The following is a 21,562-nucleotide window of genomic DNA, read 5'->3' as shown; positions in this document are numbered from 1 at the left end:
TTTGCATGACCTAACTTCGCCCGCGAACGGTCACGGCAAGCTACCGTCCCCTTTCGTACTGCTTGGGCTCGTCGTCGGCGGGGGACGGGACAAGGCCGGAAACAGCCCTGCGGGACAAAGGGAGGGGTTTGCCATGCCCCTGAAATGGACTGCGGTCGTTGTCGCGACCGTCGCGGTCACGCTATGCGTAACCGCGAACATCCTTGTGGCGACGTTGTCCGGTCACCCGGTGCCGGTCGTCGTCAACCTCTTCGCGCTAGCGTGCGCGTCGGTGGCCAGCGTGACCGCGGTGATCGCGGAGTACTACCAGCGCCTCGACGACCGGCTCAGCGCGCTCACCGAATTCCTGGCTATGCGGCTTGCGGAACTCGACAACCACACCGGTGACCGGAACTCCGGGTTCGTCGAGGGCTACCTGCTCAGCCACAGCCAGGACGCCACAGTGGTCCCGCTGGGATCACGGGCGGTCGGCCGCCGCGCCATGACCGGACGCGACGACTGACCCTTACACCCACTTGTGCGCGAGCACGGCGCCGCCAGGTCAATCACCGGGTACGCTGACGCGCGTGCGGCCGAACGATGCGGGAAACGCGGCTAACCAACGCCCGTCCCGTCCCTTGACTCCCGACCAGGCGTGGCAGATCACCACCGCCCGAGCCGCGGAGTGCGTGCTCTTTTTCGACTTCGACGGCGTCGTGGCGCCCGTCGGTGATGACCCCAACGCGGTGCAGCCGGTACCCGAGGTCATGTCGGCCATCGCCGGCCTCACCGAGGTGGTACGCCGCGTCGCGGTCGTTTCCGCGCGCCCGGTCGACTTCCTGCGCGAACGGTTCGGCCACCTCCCCGAGGTCGACCTGTACGGCCTCTACGGCCTCGAGCACAGCCGGGGCGCCGGCGAGACGGTCACCGAGCCGGCCGCCCTGCCCTGGGTGCCCGCCATGGCCGAGCTGGCCGAACGCGCCCGCGAAGAGCTGCCCGAGGGCGCCCTCGTGGAGTACAAGCGGCTCTCCGTCGCCCTGCACTACCGTACGAACCCGCAGGTCGCCGGCGAGGTCGAGGCGTGGGGCCGGGCCGAGGCCGAGCGCCTCGGGCTGAAGGTGCAGACCGGCCGCATGGTGATCGAGCTCAAGCCGCCCGTCGACCGCGACAAGGGCATCGTGATCGGCGAGGTCGCCCGCACCGCCGGATGCGCCTGGTACTTCGGCGACGACGTCTCGGACATCAAGGCGTTCGACGCGCTGCGCGCCCTGGAGGCGTCCGACCCGCACTTCTTCGGCATCTGCGTCGCGGTGGCCAACCCGGAGACGGGTCAGGAGGTCGCCCGTGCGGCGGATCTCACACTCGACTCGCCCCAGGCGCTCGGCAAGTTCCTCGCCGAGGCCCTCCAAACCCTCCGCTCCTAACCCCGCCGCGCCCCTCTCTGCGCGTCTCTCCGCGCGTCGATCAAGGATTTCTACGCCGATCAAGGGCGAATGGTCGTGGATTGGAGATCAAAGCACGGCCGTTTGCCCTTGATCGACGCGCAAATCCTTGATCGACGCGTGGAGAGGCGGGCAGAGAGGGGCGCGGAGAGGGGGCGCGGCGGGTTAGGCGCCGTAGCGGCGTTGGCGTTGGCCGTAGGCGCGCAGCGCGCGGAGGAAGTCGATGTGGCGGAAGTCGGGCCAGTTCATGTCGCAGAAGTAGAACTCGGACTGTGCCGACTGCCACAGCAGGAAGCCGGACAGCCGCTGCTCCCCGCTCGTCCGGATGATCAGATCCGGGTCGGGCTGGCCGCGCGTGTAGAGGTGCTCGGCGATGTGCTCCACGTCCAGCACCTCGACCAGTTCCTCGATCGTGCCGCCGGCCTCGGCGTGCTCGCTCAGCAGCGAGCGCACCGCGTCGGCGATCTCGCGCCGGCCGCCGTAGCCGACCGCCAGGTTGACCTGTGCCCCACCGGTGCGCCCGATCGTGCGTTCCTGGGCCGCCTTGAGCGCGGTGGCCGTCCCGGTCGGCAGGATGTCGAGCGCGCCGACGACCCGGAGCTGCCACGGGTTGCCCTCTTCGGCCAACTCCGTGACCAGGTCTTCGATGATCTGCAGGAGGGGGTCCAACTCGCTGGCGGGCCGGCTCAGGTTGTCCGTCGCGAGCAGGTAGAGCGTCACGTGCCCGATGCCGGCCTGGTCACACCAGCCCAGCACATGCTTGATCTTGGCGGCTCCGACGCGGTGGCCGTCGTTGGGGTCGACGTACCCCATTTCCTTGGCCCATCGCCGGTTGCCGTCGCACATCACACCCACGTGGCTGGGCACCGGCTTGCCGGCCAGCTTTCCGGTCAGCCGCCGCTCGTACACCGAGTAGACAAGGCTCCGCAGATTCACCCTATGCAGAGTAGGGCTTACCGGACGGAACCACTACCGTGCTTCGAGCCCGATCATGGCCAATGTGCGCGCGTTGAGAAGCCCGTCACCGAGACCCAGCTCCACCAGCGCCGCGAACACCCGCGGGTCCCGGTCGGCGGCCCGGACCGCGCTGTCCACGATCCGCCGCCGCCCGCCCAGCCAGGCCGCCGCCCGGCTGTGCCGCAGGTGCCGGCCCAGGCGGCGGCGGAGCGCGTCGGCGTACCGCGCGGCCGCCCCGGCGCCGGACACCGCCGCCGCGCCGGCGAGCGCACCGGACAACACGGCATAGAAGATGCCCTCTCCGGTGAACGGGTTGATCAGCGACAATGCGTCCCCGGACAGGACGATCCGGCCGCGTCCGGGCGGCGGTCGCCGGGTGGACAGCGGCAGGTGGTGGGCACGCAGGCCGCCCACCGTGAGCGGATCCACACCCAGGAGGGCCGAAAGACGGTCCAACAGGTGGGCACGAGTCACCGGTTGGCCGCGCAGCACCTCGCCGTACCCGATGTTCGCCGACCCGTCCCCGATGGGGAACGACCACGCGTAGGCCGGCCAGCGCGCGGCGGACGTCAGGATCAGTTGCTCGACCGGTGCACGCGCCGGCGCGTACCCCCGGATGGCGATCGCGAGATGGCCGTCGGGGTTGGGCGCGAAGCCCAAGCCGCGGCGGACGACGGATCCGGCGCCATCGGCGCCGACCACGGCCCGCGCGGCGAAAGCGTCGTCGATCACCACCAGCTCGTCGCGTTCTTCAAGCCGGCGTACGACGTGCCGGCGCAACTCCGCGCCCGCGGTGACCGCCGCGGACACCAGCCGAGCGTCGAAGACCTTGCGCGGCACCGTGTACGCCGGGCGGGGCAGCGGCCGGGCCACCGCCCGGCCGCCCGGCCCCACGAGTCGTAACGCCGGCACGGGCGCGAACCCCTCCGCCGCGTCGGGCACACCCAGATCGGCCAGTACGTCCAAGGCGTGCGGGGCGATCCCGTCGCCGCACGCCTTGTCGCGTGGAAAGTCGGCCCGGTCCAGCAGGAGCACGCTCGCCCCGGCCCGCCGGGCGGCGAGGGCCGCGCTAGCCCCCGCCGGCCCCGCCCCCACGATGGCTACGTCGTAGACGCTCACCCGTCAACCCTCCCCGTGATCAAGGCGTCCCTCAAGTCGTCATAGCAACTTGAAGGACGCCCTGATCATTAAGAACCGAGGCGGGCGCGCAATGCGTCGAGTTCGGCCCAGAGGACGCCGGGGAGCTTGTCGCCGAACTGCTGGAACCACTCGGTGACCGCAGGGATCTCGGCCTTCCACTCCTCGACGTCGACGCGCAGCACCGCCTCGACGTCCTCCGGGGCCAGGTCCAGGCCGGTCAGGTCGAGCGCGTCCGGTGTCGGCACCTGGCCGATCGGCGTCTCCATCGCGCCGCCGCGCCCCTCCAGGCGTTCGACGATCCACTTGAGTACGCGGGAGTTCTCGCCGAAGCCGGGCCACAGGAAGCGGCCGTCCTCGCCGCGCCGGAACCAGTTGACGTAGAAAATCTTGGGCAGCTTGGCCGCATCACCATCGGCGCCCTTGCCCATCTCGATCCAGTGCCGGAAGTAGTCGCCGCCGTGGTACCCGATGAACGGCAGCATCGCCATCGGGTCGCGGCGCACCACGCCGACCTGGCCGACCGCGGCGGCCGTGGTCTCCGAGGAGAGCGTGGCGCCCATGTAGACGCCGTGCACCCAGTCGCGGGCCTCGGTGACCAGCGGGATCGTGGTCTTGCGGCGGCCGCCGAAGAGGATCGCGTCGATCGGCACGCCGCGCGGGTCGTGGTACTCGTCGGCGAGGATCGGGCACTGCGTGATCGGCGTGCAGAAGCGCGAGTTGGCGTGCGAGGACAGCTCGCCCGAGTCCGGCGTCCAGTCCCGGTCGTGCCAGTCGGTGAGGTGGGCCGGCGGCTCGCCCATGCCCTCCCACCAGATGTCGCCGTCGTCGGTGAGCGCCACGTTCGTGAAGACCGAGTTGCCCCGGTCCAGCGTGCGCATGGCGTTCGGGTTGGTCTTCCAGTCCGTGCCGGGGGCGACGCCGAACAGGCCGTACTCCGGGTTGGTGGCGTAGAGCCGGCCGTCGTCGCCGAACCGCATCCAGGCGATGTCGTCGCCGACCGTCTCCACCTTCCAGCCGGGGATGGTGGGCTGGAGCATGGCGAGGTTGGTCTTGCCGCACGCGGACGGGAACGCGCCGGCGACGTAGCGGACGGTGCCCTCGGGCGAGGTGAGCTTCAGGATCAGCATGTGCTCGGCGAGCCAGCCCTCGTCGCGCGCCATGACGCTGGCGATCCGCAGCGAGTAGCACTTCTTGCCCAGCAGCGAGTTGCCGCCGTAGCCCGAGCCGTACGACCAGATCTCGCGGGTCTCCGGGAAGTGTGAGATGTACTTCGTCTGGCTGCACGGCCAGGCCACGTCGGCCTGGCCAGGTTGGAGCGGGGCGCCGATCGAGTGCAGTGCCGGCACGTACGGGGCGTCGTCGCCCATCGCCTCCAGCACCGCGGTGCCCATCCGCGTCATGATCCGCATCGACGCCACGACGTACGGGCTGTCGGTCAGCTCCACGCCGAACATGGGCTCGGGCGCGTCCAGCGATCCCATGCAGAACGGGACGACGTACATGGTCCGGCCGCGCATGCACTCCCGGTAGAGCTCGGTCATCGTGCGCTTCATCTCGGCCGGGGCCATCCAGTTGTTGGTGGGTCCGGCGTCGGCCTCGTCGACCGAACAGATGAACGTGCGCTCCTCGACCCGGGCCACGTCGGAGGGGTCGGTACGGGCCCAGAAGGAGTTCGGCTTGCGGTCGGCGTTGAGCCGGACCAGCGTCCCGGCCTCGACCAGCTCGTCGGTGAGCCGCCGCCACTCGGCGTTCGAGCCGTCGCACCACACGACGCGATCGGGCGTGGTCAGCTCGGCGACCTCGCGCACCCAGGAGAGCAGCTTCTGATGATGGGTCGGGGCACTGTCGAGCCCCCGGACGGTAGCCGGAGGAGCTGTCATGACATGTCTCCTTTGGTCGACGCTGACCTGGAAATCTGGGATGCGCGGGACCAGGCGCGGCGAAGGTCCGTCGCGCCCGAAAAGCTGTCACCGGGATTTCAGCTCAGCGTAAGCCGAACCGCTGTGCGGGGCATCGCGGACGGTTGTGAAAATCTGCACAAGGTACGGCAGATCTGCACTCTGCCGACGTTTTTCGCGCTCCCACGCGCAGTTTCGCGCAAACCTTCCTGTGGGCACTTTGGACCCTACCCACCGCGCCCGTATTGCCCTAAGGTGCTGGTTAGTTCCTGGTACCGCCCGATTCATCCCCCAATGGAGGCGGCAGTGACGACCCAGGTCGAGTTGAGTGATGCGCATCTCCTGGCCGCCGTACGCGGTGGCGACGTCACGGCGTACGGCGCGCTCTACGTCCGGCACGCGGGCGCGGCCCGACGGCTGGCGTACACGCTGGTCCGGTGCCCGGCGGACGCGGACGACCTCGTGTCCGAGACGTTCGCGAAGGTGCTCGCGGTGTTACGCGCGGGGCGCGGGCCGGACGTGGCGTTCCGCGCCTACCTGCACACCACGCTGCGCCACGTCCGCTACGACCGGGCACGCCGGGACCAGCGGCTCGAGTTCACCGACGACCTCACCCGGTACGACCGGGGCGAGCCGCCGCCGGACCCGATCGTGGGGCAGTTGGAACGACTCCAGGCGGCCCGCGCGTTCGCCCAACTCCCCGAGCGGTGGCGCAGGGTGCTCTGGCACACCGAGGTGGAGGGTGAGCCGCTGGCCTCGGTCGCGCCGCGGCTGGGCCTCACTCCGGGCGGCGTGGCCGCGCTCGCTTTCCGCGCGCGGGAACGGCTTCGCCAGATCTACGAACGGGAGGCGGCCAGTGAAGGATGACCCCAGCCGGTACCCTCAAGGACGTGTCAGCGACCGTCACTGGGGAGCCTCCCGCATCTCCGGCCTCGCGACCGGGACTGTTGCGTCGGCTTTGGGAGCGTTTCGGTCACCTGGTCCATGAATTGGGCAAGTTCGGCACGGTGGGGGCCATCGCCTTCGGTGTCGACCTGGTGCTCTTCAACATCGCGCTCACCGTGCTCGACATGGAGTCGCTGACCGCCAAGGTCTTCTCCACCGCGATCGCCGCGACCGTCGCGTTTGTCGGCAACCGCTTCTGGACCTGGCGCCACCGGGCCCGTTCCAACCTCGGCCGCGAGTACGTGCTCTACTTCGTGCTCAACACCATCGGCCTCGGCTTCAGCCTCGCCACTCTGGCCATTTCCCACTACGTCCTGGGCAACATCTGGCCGGTATTCCAGAGCCCCGTGATCGATAACATTTCCGCAAACTTCGTGGGCACCGCTATGGGCACCACGTTCCGGTTTTGGTCGTACCGGCGCTGGGTATTTCTCAATCCCGATGCACAGGGCGTGCCCGCTGTAGTCACGGAGAGCAAGTAGCGGGCGTGACCTTCAGCAAACCTCCAGCCGGCCGCCGGCACGCGGTCGCCGAACTGTCGTAAGGTGGCCGAATGCGTCTTGTCCGCCTGCTTCCCGAGCGTTGGCAGAAATTCCTTCGAGAGGCGCTCAAATTCGGAGCGGTAGGCGGCGCCAACACCGTCCTTAACTACGCTCTGTTCAACGTTCTGGTGCTGACCGTCCTCGCGGATGGGCAACTGAAGGCGACCGTCATCGCCACCGTGGTGGCGACGACCTCGTCGTACTTCATGAACCGGCACTGGACGTTCCGCGACCGGACGAAGTCGGCGGTGCGGCGCGAATACACGCTGTTCTTCCTCTTCAACCTCGCCGGCCTGCTCATCGAGCTGGGCGTGCTCGCGGTGGCCAAGTACGGCATGGACATCAACGGACTGCTGGCACTCAACCTGGTCAAGACCGTCGGCCTGGTGCTGGGCATGACGTTCCGGTTCTGGTCCTACCGCACGTTCGTCTTCCGGCCGGTGCCGGCGGGCGCCGAGCACCCGCACCACTTCGACCCGGTGGCCGAGATCGTCGAGGCGATGGAGGAAGAGCCCACGTCGGCGACGGTGCCCGCGCAGGGACGCGACTTCGACCAGCTGACCGAGCCGCTTGAGGCCGAGCTGATCTCACCCATCGACGTCGAGCTGGACACCGAGTTCGCCGCGGAGCTGGACGCGGCCCGCCGCTCGACCACGCGCTGAGTCCGGCCGTGCGGTCGGGCACCGGCGCGGCAGCCGAGCTCTTCTTCGAAGACCTGGTGCCTGGACGCCGCTTCGACCTCGGTGTGACCACGGTGGACGGCGACGAAATGCTGGCGTTCGCCCAGCGGTACGACCCGCAGTGGTACCACGTCGACCCGGCGATGGCGGCGCAGAGCGAGTACGGCGAGCCGATCGCCAGCGGCTTCTACACGGTGAGCCTCTTCATGCGGGCGTACGTCGACCACGTGCTCGACCGGGCCGCCGCGGACATGTCACCCGGGCTGGAGGAGCTGCGCTGGCTCGCCGCCGTACGCGCCGGCGACAAGCTCGCCACCGAGCTGGAGGTGCTGGACCGCCGCCCGTCCGTGGCGAAGCCCGGCATCGGCACGGTCACCCTGCAGGGCACGATGGCCCGCCGGGAGCCCAACCAGGCTGTACCCGCACAGGAAGTACTCCGCATCCGCTTCCGCGGCTGGTTCTTCCTGCGCGGGCCGGCGGCCACGTAGAGGTCACTGCTGGGGCTGCTCCCGGGTCTCCTTCATGATCTCGCGCATCTCCTCGTCGCCGAGGCTGTGCTTGTCGTGATTGGTCTCGATCAGCTCGTAGAGGGTCGTCTGGACCTTCTCGACCTGGGGCATGTCGCGCAGGACCGACTGGCCACGCTCGCCGGCCGACTCGATGGTGAGCGTGCCGCAGCCGAGCAGCCGCTCGACGAACGTCTGGCTCATCGTGTGGTCGTTGACCCGGCCGAGCGGGATGTCCCGCCGGTCGCGGGAGAAGACGCCGTGCTGGAGGATCACCCGCTCGTTGGTGAACACGTGGTGCGTCGTACGCCATTGCAGGATCGGCCAGAGGGTCAGCCAGAGCACGATTACGAGCGCGACGGCGGCGACCACGTACGCCGTGATCGTGCCAGCACCGCCGGACGGCAGCAGGATCGCGGCCGCCACCACGCCGGCGAGGGCCAGCACCAGCACGAAGACGGGCCGGATCGCCTCCTTCCAATGCGGGTGCATGTGCAGCACGACGTGCTCGTCCTTGGTGAGCACGTCTTCTGGAAAGGCCACGCCAACCTCCTCATTCACATTTGTGACGGGCTGACGGTAGCGCCTTATCGCACGTGGAGCACGTCTCCGGCGGCGACAGAATGTTGAACTCCGCCGGCGTCCCGCACGACGAGCTGTCCGCCGGCGTCCACCGTGGCCGCCTCGCCGACCAACTCGGCGCCGGACGGTAGCTGGACCCGCACCGCGCGCCCCACCGTGCCGCAGTGGTGCAGGTACGCCTCGCGCAGGCCGGAATCCTCGGCGTCGCCACCGGCCCCGCGCCAGCGGCCGTACCAGTCGCCGAGCCCGCGCAGCAGCGCCCGCAGCAGCGGATCCCGGTCGGTCAGCGCGGCACCGGCCAGCCGGAGCGAGGTGGCCGGGCGGTCGGTGGGCAGTTCGTCCTCGCGGAGCGTCACGTTCAGACCGATGCCGACCACGACCGCGCCGACCCCGTTCGGCACGCCCTCGGCGAGGATGCCGGCGCACTTGAGGTCGCCCACCATCAGGTCGTTCGGCCACTTGAGGACCGCCGGCACCTCGGCCAGCCGGGTGACGGTCTCGACCAGGGCCACGCCGGCCAGCAGCGGCAGCCACCCGTACGCCGCTGGCGGCACCGCCGGCCAGTCCCGCTCCGCCACGGGTACGCCAGGGCGCAGCAGCACGCTGAGCGTGATCCCGGCGCGGGCGGGCGAGGTCCACGCCCGGTCCCGGCGCCCTCGCCCGGCGGTCTGCCGCTCGGCGACGACCACCAGGCCCTCCGGCTCGCCCGCACGGGCCGCGCCAGCGGCGTCGGCGTTGGTCGAGCCGGTCTCCGCCCGCAGGTCGAGCCGCGTCCACGGGCCGGCCTCGGTGACCAGCGCCCGGGACAGCAGGCGGGCGTTGAGCGGCGGCCGGTCCAGGTCGGTGTAGGGCGAACTCACCCGTCGAGCCTAATCGCGGATCTCGGAGACGTAGATGGTGCCGCGGTCGGCCGGTACGTAGATCGGCTGCGCGTCGTAGTCATGGTCGAGCTCCACCGGTGGCTCGTCGGGGATCCGGGGCCAGAGCGCGCGCCGCAGACCGAAGAGCACCGCCGCCCCGCTCAGCACCAGGGCGATACCAAACACCATCACGCTGCGTATAACGACGACTCCCACAAGTCGGCATCTCAGCGATCGTTACTATCCAGTAGTGACCACCCAGCAGAGTGCCACCGAAGTCAATATCCACACGACTGCCGGCAAGCTGGCCGACCTGGAGCGCCGGGTCGACGAGGCGGTGCACGCCGGGTCCACCCGCGGTGTGGAAAAGCAGCACGCCCGGGGCAAGAAGACCGCCCGCGAGCGGATCGCCATGCTGCTGGACGAGGGCTCCTTCGTGGAACTGGACGAGCTGGCCCGGCACCGATCGACCAACTTCGGGCTCGACAAGACCCGGCCGTACGGCGACGGGGTGGTCACCGGCTACGGCACCGTGGACGGCCGCCCGGTGTGCGTGTTCGCCCAGGACTTCACGGTCTTCGGCGGCTCGCTGGGCGAGGTCTTCGGCGAGAAGATCGTCAAGGTCATGGACCTGGCCATGAAGACCGGCTGCCCGGTCGTCGGCATCAACGACTCCGGCGGCGCCCGGATCCAGGAAGGCGTGGTCAGCCTCGGCCTCTACGGCGAGATCTTCTTCCGCAACGTGCGGGCCAGCGGCGTCATCCCGCAGATCTCCCTGGTCATGGGCCCGTGCGCGGGCGGCGCGGTCTACTCCCCCGCGGTCACCGACTTCACCGTGATGGTCGACCAGACCTCGCACATGTTCATCACCGGCCCGGACGTCATCAAGACCGTCACCGGCGAGGACGTGGGCTTCGAGGAGCTGGGCGGCGCGCGTACGCACAACACGCGGTCCGGCAACGCCCACTACCTCGGCACCGACGAGGAAGACGCCATCGAGTACGTCAAGGCGCTGCTGTCGTACCTGCCGTCGAACAACATGGACGACGCGCCGGCGTTCCCGGTCTCCTCCTCCCTGGACATCAGCGAGGACGACCTGGCCCTCGACACGCTGATCCCCGACTCAGCCAACCAGCCGTACGACATGCACCGGGTGATCGAGCACGTGCTCGACGACGGGGAGTTCCTCGAGGTGCACGCGCTCTACGCGCAGAACATCGTGGTCGGCTTCGGCCGGATCGAGGGGCAGCCGGTCGGCGTCGTCGCCAACCAGCCGATGCACTTCGCCGGCTGCCTCGACATCGCGGCGTCGGAGAAGGCGGCCCGCTTCGTGCGCACCTGCGACGCGTTCAACATCCCCGTACTGACCTTTGTGGACGTTCCCGGGTTCCTGCCCGGCACCGGTCAGGAGTGGGAAGGCATCATCCGGCGCGGCGCGAAGCTCATCTACGCGTACGCCGAGGCCACCGTCCCGAAGGTCACCGTCATCACCCGCAAGGCGTACGGCGGGGCGTACGACGTCATGGGCTCCAAGCACCTCGGCGCCGACCTCAACTTCGCCTGGCCGACCGCGCAGATCGCCGTGATGGGCGCCCAGGGCGCGGTCAACATCCTGCACCGCGCCACACTGTCCAATGCGGAGGATCCGGCCGCGCTGCGGGCCGAGCTGATCACGGAGTACGAGGACACGCTCGCCAACCCGTACATCGCGGCGGAGCGGGGGTACGTCGACGCGGTGATCCAGCCGTCCCAGACGCGGGTGCAGGTCGTCCGCGCGCTGCGGGCACTGCGTACCAAGCGGGAGACCCTGCCGCCGAAGAAGCACGGCAATATCCCCTTTGAGAAAAGCAGCATCCCCTCATAAGAAGGCGCTCCCCAGCAGGTACCCGCCGAGGGCCAGGGCGCCCAGGTTGACCACGCCGAAGAAGCCGACCCACACCAGGCCGGGCACGGCCGTGAGGCCGGCGAGCTGGTCGGCGTCCGAGTCGCGCAGCTGGCCGCGGGCGCGCAGCGTCTGCAGCTCGCCCACCGGCCGCACCCCGCCGAGCAACAGGAACCACACCCCGGCGTACGCAAAGACCGCCTGTACCTGCGCCGATGCGAACCACGAGACCGCGAACACCGCGCCCGTGGTGACCACAATGGACAGGATGCCGAACGCGTTGCGGATCAGCACGAGCATCGCCAGCAGGAGCAGGATGGCGATCCAGAGCAGCAGTGTGATGCGGTTGCCGGCGAGCAGCCACGCGCCGGCCAGCCCGATCAGCGACGGGGCGACATAGCCGCCGAGCAGCGTCAACGCCATCCCCAGCCCGGTCGGCCGGCCCGCCGACAGGGTCAGCCCGGACGTGTCCGAGTGCAGCCGGATGCCGCGCAGCTTGCGGCCGGTCAGCAGAGCCAGCAGGGCATGCCCGCCCTCGTGCGCGATGGTGATGGCGTTCCGCGCGATCCGCCAAGGCAGCCGGGTGAGCACCACGGCCAGCGCCGCCAGGCCGGTGAGCAGCACCAGCAACACCGGCGGGTCGGGCTGGGCCCCGACGAGCTTGTCCCAGATGTCCGTTACACCGTCAAGCGACATCACAGCCGGCGAGCCTAGCCCACCCGCCTATGAATCTCTGGTGTGGTCGTAGCGCCTCCCCAGGATCACGGCCACTCCACCATCCTTGGAGGAAACAACCGAGATCGCAACACGTACAGGGGAAATTCTTCACCAACTGGTCCGCACCGCCGCGAGTACGGCGTCGATGCGGCTGACCGCCGCGGCGTACCGGCCCGGGAAGCGCAGGTTGAGCTCGTGCACCAGGCGGGCCGCGTCCCGCACCTGCTCGACGCCCTCGTCCGGACGGCCCGCCGCGGACAGGTTCGTGGCCGAGTCGGCGAGCGCGGCGGCCAGTTGCTCGGCGTACTCCGGCGCGTCCTGCTCCACCAGCAGCCGGTAGATCCCGACGGCGACCGCGTCGGCGCTGGTCGCGGCGCCCCAGTCGCCCCGCCGGGCGTGCAGGCGGGAGAGCGTACGGGCCGCCAGCGCGTAGTAGCTGGCTCCGTCCACCGGCAGCCCGTCCCGCGCGTGCAGCTCCTCGTACCGGCCGACCGCCTCGGTGGCCGCGGAGATGGCCTGCTCCGGCTGGTCGTTGGCGTCGTGCGACGCGGCGAGCAGCGCCAGCGCCCGCGGGAGGCCGCGCTCCACGACGCCGTTCACCGGCAGCGACTCGTACGCGGCCACCGCTGACCGCTGGTACGCGACCGCCTCCTCCGCCCGGCCCAGCGCGGCGAGCGTGGTGCCCGCCCGGGTCAGCGCGTCGGCGTGCAACGGCTTGAAGGCGAGCCGGTCGAGGGGCACGAGCTGCTCGTACAGCCGGCACGACTCCAGGATCGCGACGAGCGCGGCCGGCCGGCGATCCATCCGGTTGAGCACCGTGGCGTGGTTGTAGAGGAGCGAGGCCAGCACCCGACCGTGCTGCGGGTCACCGGGCTCGGCGGCGGTGAGCTCGCGGCACATCTCGATCGCCCGCTCGCTGCTGCGCCGGGCCCGGTCCAGATGCCCGCTGCGGAACAGCTCCAACGCCTCCCCCATGAGCTGGGAGATCTCGTCCTCTTGAGGCATCATCCCGCCATGGTTGCGGAACGCAGCCATGACAGCAACCCATGGTTATCGATTGGCGACGTTCGGTTGCCGACGGACGTTGATCTGCGTCCGCCGTACCGGCCTTGGATGGTGGCGCCGCACGAGCTGCCAGGCCCCGAACCCCACTACGACCGCCGCGAGGGTCAACAGCACAACCGTGATGCCCAGGCTATAGAGCAGGAGCACCCCGGTGATGGCCCAGAGCGCGGCGGCCGGCTTCGTCGCATGCTGTCGGTAACTCACGAGCAATCACATACCCGACGCGACCCGCGTTCATGCCCCTAGCCGCGGGCCGGGCGGAAACTCTGCGTGATCAGGGCAAACTCGTCGAGGTTGTCGTTCCAGGTGGAGTCCAGCGTGGACCAGTAGATCGCGTACGCCTTGTCGGTCGCGGTGATGAAGCCGCGGTTGACCACGTGCAGCCGGTTGTTGTTGCGGCTCGTGTACGTCCACTCCCAGTCGGCGGCCTTGATGAAGTAGTCAACTGCGGCGATCTTCACCTGCTGGTAGTTGTTGTAGTCGCCGCGGCGATTCCGCTCCTGCTCCCGCCAGTCCGCCACCGGATCCGGCTTGGGCTCGTCGGTCTGGTCGATGCCCAGCACGCGCCCCTCGCCACCCTGCTCGCGGAAGAAGAGCATCCGGCCGTCGTAACTCGTCCGCCAGCCGTTGGGCACGGCGACCGAGAAGCCGGTGGAGTCCTGGTACATCCGCCAGCCCGCCGGCAACGTCACGCCCGTCGAGCCGGCGGATGGCGACTGGGTCGGCGCCGGCGCCGCGCTGGTCGGCGGGGCGCTCGTCGCGCCCGGCGCGCTACTCGCCTGCGACGGCGTCGACGCCGGCTGCGCCCCGTCGTCATCCTCACCCCCGCCCCCAGCACGGAAGCCAAAACCATCGCAAGCACCACAACAACCACCGCCCCGGCTGCAAGGAAGGGCACCTTGTTAACGCTTTTTGCATAGGAGGGGTCCCCTCCTAACACCTGCGGTGGGGGTGGAGGGGTGGGTGCGGGGGCGGGGGTGGTTCTTCTTCCGGGGGACTACCTCGGTCTTGCCCGGGACCACGGGGACGGCCTCGTCGACCGGTTCGCGCGGTGCGGGCACCAGCTTGGTGGCCGGCTCCGGCTCGGCGAGCACCGTCGTCGGCTTAGCGGCCTCGGGCGTCCCCTCTCGCCTTCCGGCGGCAGTGGGACGGCGTACCCCTTCCAGGAGAGAAAGATTGCCGCGCGGCCGGCGGCCGGCCGCGCGGCGCAAGAGGCGCTCGGCCTCGTCCGCCTTGATCCTGGATTCGGGATCCTTGCGCAACAGGCCGCTGAGCACCGCCTTCAGCGGGCCCGCGCGGCGCGGGACCGGCACCGGCTCGCTGGCGAGCGCGGTCAGCGTGCCGATGGCGGTGGGCCGCGCGTATGGCGACTGGCCCTCCGTCGCGGCGTAGAGCGTGGCCCCGAGCGACCACATGTCGGCTGCCGGCCCGGCGGTGCCCTCGCGGGCGCGCTCCGGCGCGATGTACGCCGGCGAGCCGAGCACCAGGCCGGTGCGCGTCACGTTGGGATCGCCGGGCACGGTCGCCAGCCCGAAGTCGGTGAGCACGACGCGGCCGTCGTCGGCGAGCAGGACGTTGCCGGGCTTGACATCGCGGTGCACAACCCCCGACCGGTGCGCGGCACGCAACGCACCGAGCACGCCGAGCCCGATATCCACGGCGCGCGCCGTCGTCACCGGCCCGTCGGAGGCGAGCACATCCTGCAGCGAACGGGACGGGACATACTCCATGACGATCCACGGGTCACCGTCCGTGCGCAGCACGTCGAAGATGCGCACCACGTTGGAGTGGTTGAGCCGGGCGATCGCGCGCGCCTCCCGCAGCGAACGCTCGCGCATTTCCTGGCGTTCTTCGGGCGTCAGGCCGGGCGGCGGCACCAGCTCCTTGATGGCGACGTCGCGGTGCAGGACCTCGTCGCGGGCCTTCCACACGCGTCCCATGCCGCCCTGACCGAGCGGCTCAAGGAGCCGGTAGCGGTCGGCGACGAGTTCGGGGGGTGTGTCAGACACCCGAGGACCTTACCCGGCGAACATGAGAGGGAATCGACCGGGCGCAGCGGCTGTGACGTACTGTGCTCACATGCCGGACTTTCGGGTGGTACGAGGCACACCGACGGCTGAGGAGCTCGCCGCCCTGGTAGGCGTCGTGATGTCCCGCCGTCGCGCCGACCCTCCACCGGTTGGCGCCCCCTCGCGGTGGGCCAGGTCGGCGCGTCCCGGGGTCCCCGGGGTTGGCGGGCATCGATTAGTCTTTAGTTCTTCATCGTGCCTTCTCTTGTTCGGGAGGTCCCATGGGACCGGCGGACGACAGAGGACCTGCCTGGCTGGGCGGATACGCGCAGATCGAGGCCGACATCTCCCGCATGGAAGAGTTCGCGGCCAAGCTGCGCACCGAAGTCCTAGACAACTATGTGCCGCATTTGTCCCATGTCACGGATGACATGGCCGTCGACCTGCCCGGACCGGCAGCGGCGTTCGAGGAGCTGACAAACTTTCTGCGGGTACACCGGGCGTCACAATTGAACACATCGGACCTGGTCTACTTCTACCAAGAGGCGACCTGGGGCCTCGCCGTCGCGGCCGCCGAGGTAAGCGCCCAGTACGGCGCCGTCGACGCGTTCACCGCCGCCCGCGCCACCGAAGTGGAGGCGGCACTCAACCGCACCGCCGCGGCCGCCCCGCCCACCGAGGTCTAACCATGACGTGGGAACGCAGTGGCGTACCGGGCGCCGGAACGAGTTGGGCCACGCGCGACGTGCCCGGCATGTGGCAGGCCATCGAAAACCAGCAAAGCGACGACCACTGGCGCCTCGTGTCCGGCTGGCGCAAGACGTACGAACTGACCTGGGCACATTTGCGCCGCCTGGAGACATACCGGGCGTCGCTCGTCGACGTCTGGCCACCCGACCGCAACGCCGCCGCGGCCGCGTACGTACGACGGCTCGACTTCCTGATCGAGAACGTGCGGCAGACGTACGAGGTGGCAGCCGCCAACTACACGACACTGTCGGCGACGGTGGGAGCGTTGGCCTCGGCGCGACTGGAGCTCAAACCGCTCTACGACGAGTACGTGGGAAAGGCCCAGGCGGCACGCGAGTACGAGGAGTTGGTGGCGTTCAGCAGTGGATCCGAGGGAGCTGCAGTGGTGGGCCCGGCACCAGTGACGCGGCAGGAGTTGGAGAGGCTGAACCAGAGGGCGCGCGCCATCATGTACTCGCTCAGCCACACCCTGGTCGAAGCCGAAGCCGCCATCAAACACCCCCGACGTACCAGTCGAGAACCGGCCTAGCTCCGGCCGACCCCGATGTATACGGCACAGGCCCTCGATCGACTTCCGACTCCTCCGGAGCGGTTGAGACTCCTCCTCTGGCTGGCGGGAGCAGCACCGTGGGCAGGCGCTCGCCAGCCCGCCCTTCTCTCGTTATCGTGCCTGCCGCCAGCCTCCAACCGCGTCCGACCGGACCTAGCCTCCGACCCCTCGAGCCTGACGTGCCTTTGCCTGGCACGGCCGGTAGCGGGCGCCCACGCCCGCTACCGACTGGCGGGGTCATTGGCGGCCCACCAAGTCTGGGTCCGACCCCTAATCCGCGGAAACCCGCTCGTGCCAACCCGATCGGCGGCGTGATCGCCGGCACGATTTCGCCCTCTGCCCAACGCCTCGGCTCGCCGGGCAGTCACCAAGCCGGTACGCAGCCTCTCTATGGGATGCTCGGCGGCCGGCCACCGGAGCAACGTCAAGCGGAGGCCCGCCGCGCCCACTACCAGGACCCAGACCCGTGGAAAGTGGCCGAGGGTGGTCCGCCGGTCATCGTGCCGCCGCCTCAGGTCCATCACTTTGATCCCGGACCGGCCATGGGGCTAGACCGATGAGTTCAACGCATCTGCGCGTCGCGGCTGCCGCCTGCATCAGCGCGATCGCGGCACCCGGTTTCTTGCATGCGGATCAGATCCGTGACGACCAATGGCATCTACGCTTTCTCAACGCTGCAGAAGCACATAGGTACAGCCGGGGAAACGGGGTGGTCGTCGCGGTCATCGACACTGGCGTCGATCCGCACCCTGATCTAAAGGACAATCTGCTACCTGGCACCGACGCGGTGTCGGGTTCCGGCGACGGCCGCCTGGACATGGATTCTCACGGCACCGGAATGGCCGGCCTCATCGCAGCTCATGGGAGCGGACCAGAGGCCGGTGCGCTCGGGATCGCCCCAGAAGCAAAAATCCTTCCGGTGCGCAACCAAGGATCGTCCGGGCAAGATAATAGCGACACCCTAGCGGCAGGCATCGAATGGGCCGTGAACCATGGAGCAACCATCATCAATGTGTCTTCTGGTGGTAGCCCTTCGCCACGGTTGCGGAGTGCGGTAGCAGCCGCCGTAGCGGCAGATGTGGTGATCGTGGCGGCCGCCGGCAATCGGCCAACTGATCTCGTGGTGACATTCCCGGCGGCACTTGACGGGACGCTTGCTGTTGGGGCTACCGACGGGAACGGTAATCACGCCGACGTCTCGGTGACCAGCAGGCAGATCGCGATCTCCGCACCCGGCGTGGACATCTACAGCACAAGCTACAAGGGTCAGTACAGCAAGGGCACCGGCACCTCCAACGCGACCGCTATTGTGGCCGGCGCTGTGGCACTCGTAAGGAGCAAGTATCCCGATCTTTCGGCACAAGAAGTCATACATCGTCTCACCGCCACCGCGACCGACAAGGGTCCGCCCGGCCGGGACGAGCAGTACGGCTACGGCGTACTCAACTTGGTCGCCGCGCTGACCGCGGACGTACCGCCACTCGGCGCGCCAGCAACCCCAGTCACTACGCCACCGGAACCCGAGCCCGATCGGGGCAACGGTGTCGCCGCCCTCGTCGCGCTGTCCGCATTCGTGGTCGCCGCCATCGTCGTCACCATCCTGCTCGTTCGCTCCCGACGCCGTTCCCACAACGCGCCCGGGACCGTGGAACAGTAGATCCCTTTCACCAGAACAGCATCTCGGCGACCGGAACCATGCACGGCACCGCGTAGATGATCTTCGCATAGAAGATATGCGCACTTGCGCGACCATCTTGGTGGATCTTGGTAGTTTAGCGTCGTTGGGGCAACGCTAAACTACCAAGATCTATGCGTATGCCTATTGGTGAGCCCTCTACAAGAGGGCAAAAGCGGCATATATCGTCCTCGTTGACAAACTCGTGGTACGCGACACCGCATCGCCATGCCCCCTCCGGCATATTTGCGATAGTCGAGCCGTCGCTGGAGCAACACCCATTCACCAAGATCTACGCGTTGGTCGATTGGCGCCCTCCCAGAAGGAGTAAAGAGGGCATATCGCCCTGCTCGACAAGCATATGGCACACGACGGCCGCGTCCGCTCGGCATGTCTGCGGCCTTAACCACCCCACACCACATCGATCATGGAAAGTCCGTCGATCAGGGGCAAACGGTCGTGGATGGGAGATCAAAGCACGACCGTATGCCCTTGATCGACGCGGAAGCCCTTGATCGACGGAGGAGCGCGGAGAAGAGCGGCGGAGAGGGGCACACACGGCGGTGCGGTGATGAGGAGCGGAGCGCGGTCGTGAGTCGGTCGCCCCGTAGCCGTCAGGAGGGGAACTCACGGCGGGCACCCCACCCAACGAACGCGCCGGCCGTGGCCTGCACCCTGCTGTCGTCCACCGAGCGCCCCGGGCCGCCCGCGCAGGCCCTGCGCCCAGTCGCGTCGATCAAGGGAAAGCCCGTCGATCAAGGGCAAACGGCCGTGGATCGGAGATCAAAGCACGACCGTTCGCCCTTGATCGACGAGAAGAGCGCGCCGCGGCCAGCGCGACGCGAGAAAAAGAGCGCCGCGAAGAGAGCACGACGCGGACAGCAAGACGCGCGACGCGAAGAGCGCGACGCGGAGGGCGGGACGCGGAGGGCGGGACGCACGTGGACGGGGAAGAGGGGGACGAACAGGAGGGAGGGCAAGGGGAAGTAACGTCGACGCGTGACTAGGTTCGTCCTTGCCTCGGCCAGTCCGGCCCGGCGCAAACTCCTCCAGGCCGCCGGCATCGAGCCGGACGTACTGGTCAGCGGCGTTGACGAGACCGCCGTCGAGGCGGACAGCGCCGAGGAGCTGTCTCTGACGCTCGCCCGGCTCAAGGCGGAGGCTGTCGCCCATAGATTTCCACCCGGCACGCTCGTGCTCGGCTGCGATTCGGTGCTGGCCTTCGAGGGCGAGATCTTCGGCAAGCCGGCCGACGCGGACGAGGCCGTCAAGCGGTGGAGCAGGATGCGGGGGCAGCGGGGCGTACTGCACACCGGCCACTACCTGATCAAAACCGGCGCGGGAGCCACCGGGCGTACGGCCGAAACCACCGTCCACTTCGCCGACGTCAGCGACGAGGAGATCGCCGCGTACGTCGCGACGGGTGAGCCGCTCAACGTCGCCGGGGCGTTCACGATCGACGGGATCGGCGGAGTGTTCGTGGAGCGGATCGAGGGCGACCACGGCACGGTGATCGGGCTTTCGCTGCCGTTGCTACGTAAGCTGCTGGCCGAGTTGGGCCACCCCATCACCGAGTTCTGGAGCGCATCATGACGATCAAGACGCTGCCGCTGACCGCCGAGCTGCACTCGTACGTGGTCGCGCACGGGACGCCGCCCGACCCGATCGTCGAGGATCTGATCGAGGAGACCCAGCGTTCCCTGCCCGGCAACGCCCAGATGCAGGTGGCTCCCGAGCAGGGTGCCTTCCTCACGCTGTTGGCCAAGCTCGTCGAAACACGAAACGCCGTCGAGGTCGGCACGTTCACCGGGCTGTCCTCGCTGTCCATCGCGAGGGGGATGCCCAGCGACGGCAAGCTCGTCTGCTTCGACATCTCCGACGAGTGGACGAGCGTGGCCCGGCGCTACTGGGCTCGGGCCGGCGTGGACGACCGCATCGAGCTGCGCATCGGCCCGGCCGCGGAGCGCCTCCGCGAGCTGCCCGACGAGCCGCACCTCGACCTGGCGTTCATCGACGCGGACAAGACCGGCTACCTGACGTACTGGGCGGAGATCGTGCCGCGGATGCGGCCCGGTGGGCTGATCGTGGTCGACAACGTGCTGCGGGACGGGCGGGTGCTGGCACCGCAGGAGGCGGGCGACGTGGCGATCGCCGAGTTCAACGACTTCGTGGTGAACGACGACCGGGTCGACGTCGTCATGCTGCCGATAGCGGACGGCCTGACTCTTGCGAGGAAAATATAAGAGCCAGCACCGCTGCTGCCACGATGAAGCCTGGCAGCAGCAGGAAGGCCAGGTGCGGACCGACGCCGTCGGCGACCCAGCCGAGCAGCACCGGCGAGATGCCGAAGGCGATCGCGATGGAGTACGCGGTGTACGCCGACGCGCGGTCCGCTTGGCCGCCCGCGGCGAGGATCGCCATCGACACCACGAGCGGGTAGTGCATGGCGTTGCCGACGCCGAGCACAACAAGGCCGGCCGCGGCGATCCAGGGCACCGAGGACGACCAGAAGATCGCGAACCCGGCGAGGCTGACGCCGAGCGCGACGAGCAGGAGCGTCACGGGCGCTACCCGGCGGGCGACCTGCGAGCCGACCAGGCGTCCGGCGAACATCCCGCCGACGACCGCCGCGACCGTCGCCGACGCGGCGGCCGGGGACATGCCCACGTTGCTGCGCAGCACGTCGGCGGCCCACAGCGACAGGCACACCTCGATCGAGCCGGTCGCCGCGAGCATGGTCCACGCGATCCAGTAGGGCCTCGGCAATGGCAGCCGCTGCGACGCGACGGCGCCGGCGGAGCGAACCAAAGGCGGCCGCACGCGGAAGCCAACCACCATCACGAGTCCAATCAGGACGATCACCGCGGCGATCCCTGGGCGCCATCCCAAGCCGGCACCCACCGCGGCGCCGATCACGATGGGGGCAACCACGCCCGTCCCGGCGGCCACCGCGTTGGCCTCGCTGATGGCGGCGGTCGCCGCGGGGCCGTGGTGGTCGGCGAGGGCCGCGTTGACGCCGGACACCAGCATCGTGCCGAAGATGGACGCGCCCACCACGGCCGCGAGCGTCGCCGGCAGCGGACGGAACGCGCACAGCGCCACCACCGTGACGGCGACCCCGGCCAGCGCGCCCCACAGGACGCGGGCGCGGCCGTACCGCCGGACCAGCCACGGAAACGCGGGAGCGCCGATGAGCGCGCCCACCGCGAGACTCGTGCTGTGCAGGCTGGCGACCGCGGCGCTGGTGCCCTGCTCGTCGCGCAGCAGGGGCACGACTGGCCCGAACCCGTACAGGAAGAAGCCCCACACACTGAGCTGCGCATAGATGAGTAGCGTTGTACGGTCATGGGACAGACGGGGCACGCTCCTTACGCTAAGGCGTC

At 69.2% G+C, this 21,562-nt stretch carries 21 protein-coding genes and 2 pseudogenes; 13 read left to right on the top strand and 10 right to left on the bottom strand.

What is annotated here, in order from left to right; genetic code table 11:
* The first annotated feature begins 133 nt into the window (after nt 1–133).
* Nucleotides 134–502 carry a hypothetical protein gene (locus Prum_RS23410; RefSeq protein WP_173078449.1) on the top strand — a complete coding sequence of 123 codons (369 nt, stop codon included), beginning with the start codon at nt 134–136 and terminating at the stop codon, nt 500–502.
* A 64-nt stretch (nt 503–566) separates the two neighbouring features.
* Nucleotides 567–1,403 carry a trehalose-phosphatase gene (otsB, locus tag Prum_RS23405; protein ID WP_173078448.1) on the top strand — a complete coding sequence of 279 codons (837 nt, stop codon included), beginning with the start codon at nt 567–569 and terminating at the stop codon, nt 1,401–1,403.
* Nucleotides 1,404–1,586: 183 nt separating this feature from the next.
* Here the strand turns inward: otsB and Prum_RS23400 are convergent, their stop codons facing one another.
* The 3 genes from Prum_RS23400 to Prum_RS23390 all read right to left on the bottom strand — a co-directional run bounded on the left by Prum_RS23400 (nt 1,587) and on the right by Prum_RS23390 (nt 5,398).
* Nucleotides 1,587–2,357, bottom strand: coding sequence for an isoprenyl transferase (locus tag Prum_RS23400; RefSeq protein WP_173078447.1), 771 nt, complete (start codon nt 2,355–2,357; stop codon nt 1,587–1,589).
* 33 nt (nt 2,358–2,390) lie between these two features.
* Complete coding sequence (locus Prum_RS23395; protein WP_173078446.1) at nt 2,391–3,497, bottom strand: geranylgeranyl reductase family protein; 1,107 nt, start codon at nt 3,495–3,497, stop codon at nt 2,391–2,393.
* 68 nt (nt 3,498–3,565) lie between these two features.
* Nucleotides 3,566–5,398 carry a phosphoenolpyruvate carboxykinase (GTP) gene (locus tag Prum_RS23390; protein ID WP_173078445.1) on the bottom strand — a complete coding sequence of 611 codons (1,833 nt, stop codon included), beginning with the start codon at nt 5,396–5,398 and terminating at the stop codon, nt 3,566–3,568.
* Nucleotides 5,399–5,722: 324 nt separating this feature from the next.
* Between Prum_RS23390 and Prum_RS23385 the strand changes: the two genes are divergently transcribed.
* The 4 genes from Prum_RS23385 (at nt 5,723) to Prum_RS23370 (ending at nt 8,071) form a co-directional block, all read left to right on the top strand.
* Nucleotides 5,723–6,283 carry an RNA polymerase sigma factor gene (locus tag Prum_RS23385; RefSeq protein WP_246278044.1) on the top strand — a complete coding sequence of 187 codons (561 nt, stop codon included), beginning with the start codon at nt 5,723–5,725 and terminating at the stop codon, nt 6,281–6,283.
* A complete protein-coding gene (locus tag Prum_RS23380; RefSeq protein WP_173078443.1) occupies nt 6,280–6,843 on the top strand; it encodes a GtrA family protein in 564 nt (187 codons plus the stop codon). The genes Prum_RS23385 and Prum_RS23380 overlap by 4 nt, the downstream gene beginning before the upstream one ends.
* Nucleotides 6,844–6,914: 71 nt before the next feature.
* On the top strand, nt 6,915–7,565 hold the full coding sequence (locus tag Prum_RS23375; protein WP_173078442.1) for a GtrA family protein: 651 nt from the start codon (nt 6,915–6,917) through the stop codon (nt 7,563–7,565).
* An 8-nt stretch (nt 7,566–7,573) separates the two neighbouring features.
* On the top strand, nt 7,574–8,071 hold the full coding sequence (locus Prum_RS23370; protein WP_173078441.1) for a MaoC/PaaZ C-terminal domain-containing protein: 498 nt from the start codon (nt 7,574–7,576) through the stop codon (nt 8,069–8,071).
* A 3-nt stretch (nt 8,072–8,074) separates the two neighbouring features.
* On the opposite strand, the gene Prum_RS23365 is transcribed toward Prum_RS23370, so the two are convergent.
* Genes Prum_RS23365 through Prum_RS23355 form a run of 3 tightly spaced genes read right to left on the bottom strand, consistent with a single transcriptional unit; the run spans nt 8,075 to nt 9,720 of the window.
* Nucleotides 8,075–8,632, bottom strand: coding sequence for a PH domain-containing protein (locus Prum_RS23365; protein ID WP_173078440.1), 558 nt, complete (start codon nt 8,630–8,632; stop codon nt 8,075–8,077).
* 44 nt (nt 8,633–8,676) lie between these two features.
* The gene (locus Prum_RS23360) at nt 8,677–9,531 is read right to left on the bottom strand and encodes a biotin--[acetyl-CoA-carboxylase] ligase (protein WP_173078439.1); all 855 of its coding nucleotides are present in this window, start codon (nt 9,529–9,531) and stop codon (nt 8,677–8,679) included.
* A gap of 9 nt (nt 9,532–9,540) precedes the next feature.
* Nucleotides 9,541–9,720: a hypothetical protein gene (locus Prum_RS23355; protein WP_173078438.1), complete on the bottom strand. Its 180-nt coding sequence runs from the start codon at nt 9,718–9,720 to the stop codon at nt 9,541–9,543.
* 61 nt (nt 9,721–9,781) lie between these two features.
* Here Prum_RS23355 and Prum_RS23350 point away from each other — a divergent pair, with 61 nt between their 5' ends.
* Nucleotides 9,782–11,395, top strand: a complete 1,614-nt coding sequence (locus Prum_RS23350; protein ID WP_173078437.1) for an acyl-CoA carboxylase subunit beta — start codon at nt 9,782–9,784, stop codon at nt 11,393–11,395.
* Here the strand turns inward: Prum_RS23350 and Prum_RS23345 are convergent.
* The 3 genes and pseudogenes from Prum_RS23345 to Prum_RS55150 form a co-directional block, all read right to left on the bottom strand.
* The gene (locus Prum_RS23345) at nt 11,390–12,112 is read right to left on the bottom strand and encodes a M50 family metallopeptidase (RefSeq protein WP_173078436.1); all 723 of its coding nucleotides are present in this window, start codon (nt 12,110–12,112) and stop codon (nt 11,390–11,392) included. The genes Prum_RS23350 and Prum_RS23345 overlap by 6 nt on opposite strands.
* 126 nt (nt 12,113–12,238) lie before the next feature.
* Nucleotides 12,239–13,138, bottom strand: coding sequence for a hypothetical protein (locus tag Prum_RS23340; RefSeq protein ID WP_173078435.1), 900 nt, complete (start codon nt 13,136–13,138; stop codon nt 12,239–12,241).
* 299 nt (nt 13,139–13,437) lie between these two features.
* Nucleotides 13,438–15,204: pseudogene (locus Prum_RS55150) on the bottom strand (serine/threonine-protein kinase).
* Nucleotides 15,205–15,226: 22 nt separating this feature from the next.
* On the opposite strand from Prum_RS55150, the pseudogene Prum_RS51770 reads away from it, so the two are divergent.
* From Prum_RS51770 to Prum_RS23305, 6 genes and pseudogenes are all read left to right on the top strand, one after another.
* A pseudogene (locus tag Prum_RS51770) lies at nt 15,227–15,424 on the top strand (acyl-CoA carboxylase subunit epsilon); the annotation flags it as partial.
* 61 nt (nt 15,425–15,485) lie between these two features.
* Complete coding sequence (locus tag Prum_RS51765) at nt 15,486–15,890, top strand: hypothetical protein (RefSeq protein WP_246278720.1); 405 nt, start codon at nt 15,486–15,488, stop codon at nt 15,888–15,890.
* 2 nt (nt 15,891–15,892) lie between these two features.
* Entirely contained in the window at nt 15,893–16,483 is a 591-nt protein-coding gene (locus Prum_RS23320; protein ID WP_173078432.1) for a hypothetical protein, read from the top strand.
* 577 nt (nt 16,484–17,060) lie between these two features.
* Nucleotides 17,061–18,161 carry a type VII secretion-associated serine protease mycosin gene (mycP, locus tag Prum_RS23315; protein ID WP_173078431.1) on the top strand — a complete coding sequence of 367 codons (1,101 nt, stop codon included), beginning with the start codon at nt 17,061–17,063 and terminating at the stop codon, nt 18,159–18,161.
* A gap of 1,017 nt (nt 18,162–19,178) precedes the next feature.
* A complete protein-coding gene (locus tag Prum_RS23310; RefSeq protein WP_173078430.1) occupies nt 19,179–19,772 on the top strand; it encodes a Maf family protein in 594 nt (197 codons plus the stop codon).
* Nucleotides 19,769–20,422 carry an O-methyltransferase gene (locus Prum_RS23305; RefSeq protein WP_173078429.1) on the top strand — a complete coding sequence of 218 codons (654 nt, stop codon included), beginning with the start codon at nt 19,769–19,771 and terminating at the stop codon, nt 20,420–20,422. The genes Prum_RS23310 and Prum_RS23305 overlap by 4 nt, the downstream gene beginning before the upstream one ends.
* On the opposite strand, the gene Prum_RS23300 is transcribed toward Prum_RS23305, so the two are convergent.
* On the bottom strand, nt 20,376–21,542 hold the full coding sequence (locus tag Prum_RS23300) for an MFS transporter (RefSeq protein ID WP_173078428.1): 1,167 nt from the start codon (nt 21,540–21,542) through the stop codon (nt 20,376–20,378). The genes Prum_RS23305 and Prum_RS23300 overlap by 47 nt on opposite strands.
* Between the last annotated feature and the right edge of the window lie 20 nt (nt 21,543–21,562).

Source organism: Phytohabitans rumicis, assembly GCF_011764445.1.
GTDB lineage: Bacteria > Actinomycetota > Actinomycetes > Mycobacteriales > Micromonosporaceae > Phytohabitans > Phytohabitans rumicis.
This window is presented reverse-complemented; position numbering and strand designations above follow the sequence as displayed.

What these genes read in the sequence shown, in the direction of transcription:
- Prum_RS23340 (WP_173078435.1), bottom strand. Translation starts at nt 13,138, where the DNA reads ATGATGCCTCAAGAGGACGAGATCTCCCAGCTCATGGGGGAGGCGTTG.
- Prum_RS23380 (WP_173078443.1), top strand. Translation starts at nt 6,280, where the DNA reads ATGACCCCAGCCGGTACCCTCAAGGACGTGTCAGCGACCGTCACTGGG.
- mycP (WP_173078431.1), top strand. Translation starts at nt 17,061, where the DNA reads ATGAGTTCAACGCATCTGCGCGTCGCGGCTGCCGCCTGCATCAGCGCG.
- Prum_RS23390 (WP_173078445.1), bottom strand. Translation starts at nt 5,398, where the DNA reads ATGACAGCTCCTCCGGCTACCGTCCGGGGGCTCGACAGTGCCCCGACC.
- Prum_RS23355 (WP_173078438.1), bottom strand. Translation starts at nt 9,720, where the DNA reads ATGGTGTTTGGTATCGCCCTGGTGCTGAGCGGGGCGGCGGTGCTCTTC.
- Prum_RS23305 (WP_173078429.1), top strand. Translation starts at nt 19,769, where the DNA reads ATGACGATCAAGACGCTGCCGCTGACCGCCGAGCTGCACTCGTACGTG.
- Prum_RS51765 (WP_246278720.1), top strand. Translation starts at nt 15,486, where the DNA reads ATGGGACCGGCGGACGACAGAGGACCTGCCTGGCTGGGCGGATACGCG.
- Prum_RS23320 (WP_173078432.1), top strand. Translation starts at nt 15,893, where the DNA reads ATGACGTGGGAACGCAGTGGCGTACCGGGCGCCGGAACGAGTTGGGCC.
- Prum_RS23375 (WP_173078442.1), top strand. Translation starts at nt 6,915, where the DNA reads ATGCGTCTTGTCCGCCTGCTTCCCGAGCGTTGGCAGAAATTCCTTCGA.
- Prum_RS23410 (WP_173078449.1), top strand. Translation starts at nt 134, where the DNA reads ATGCCCCTGAAATGGACTGCGGTCGTTGTCGCGACCGTCGCGGTCACG.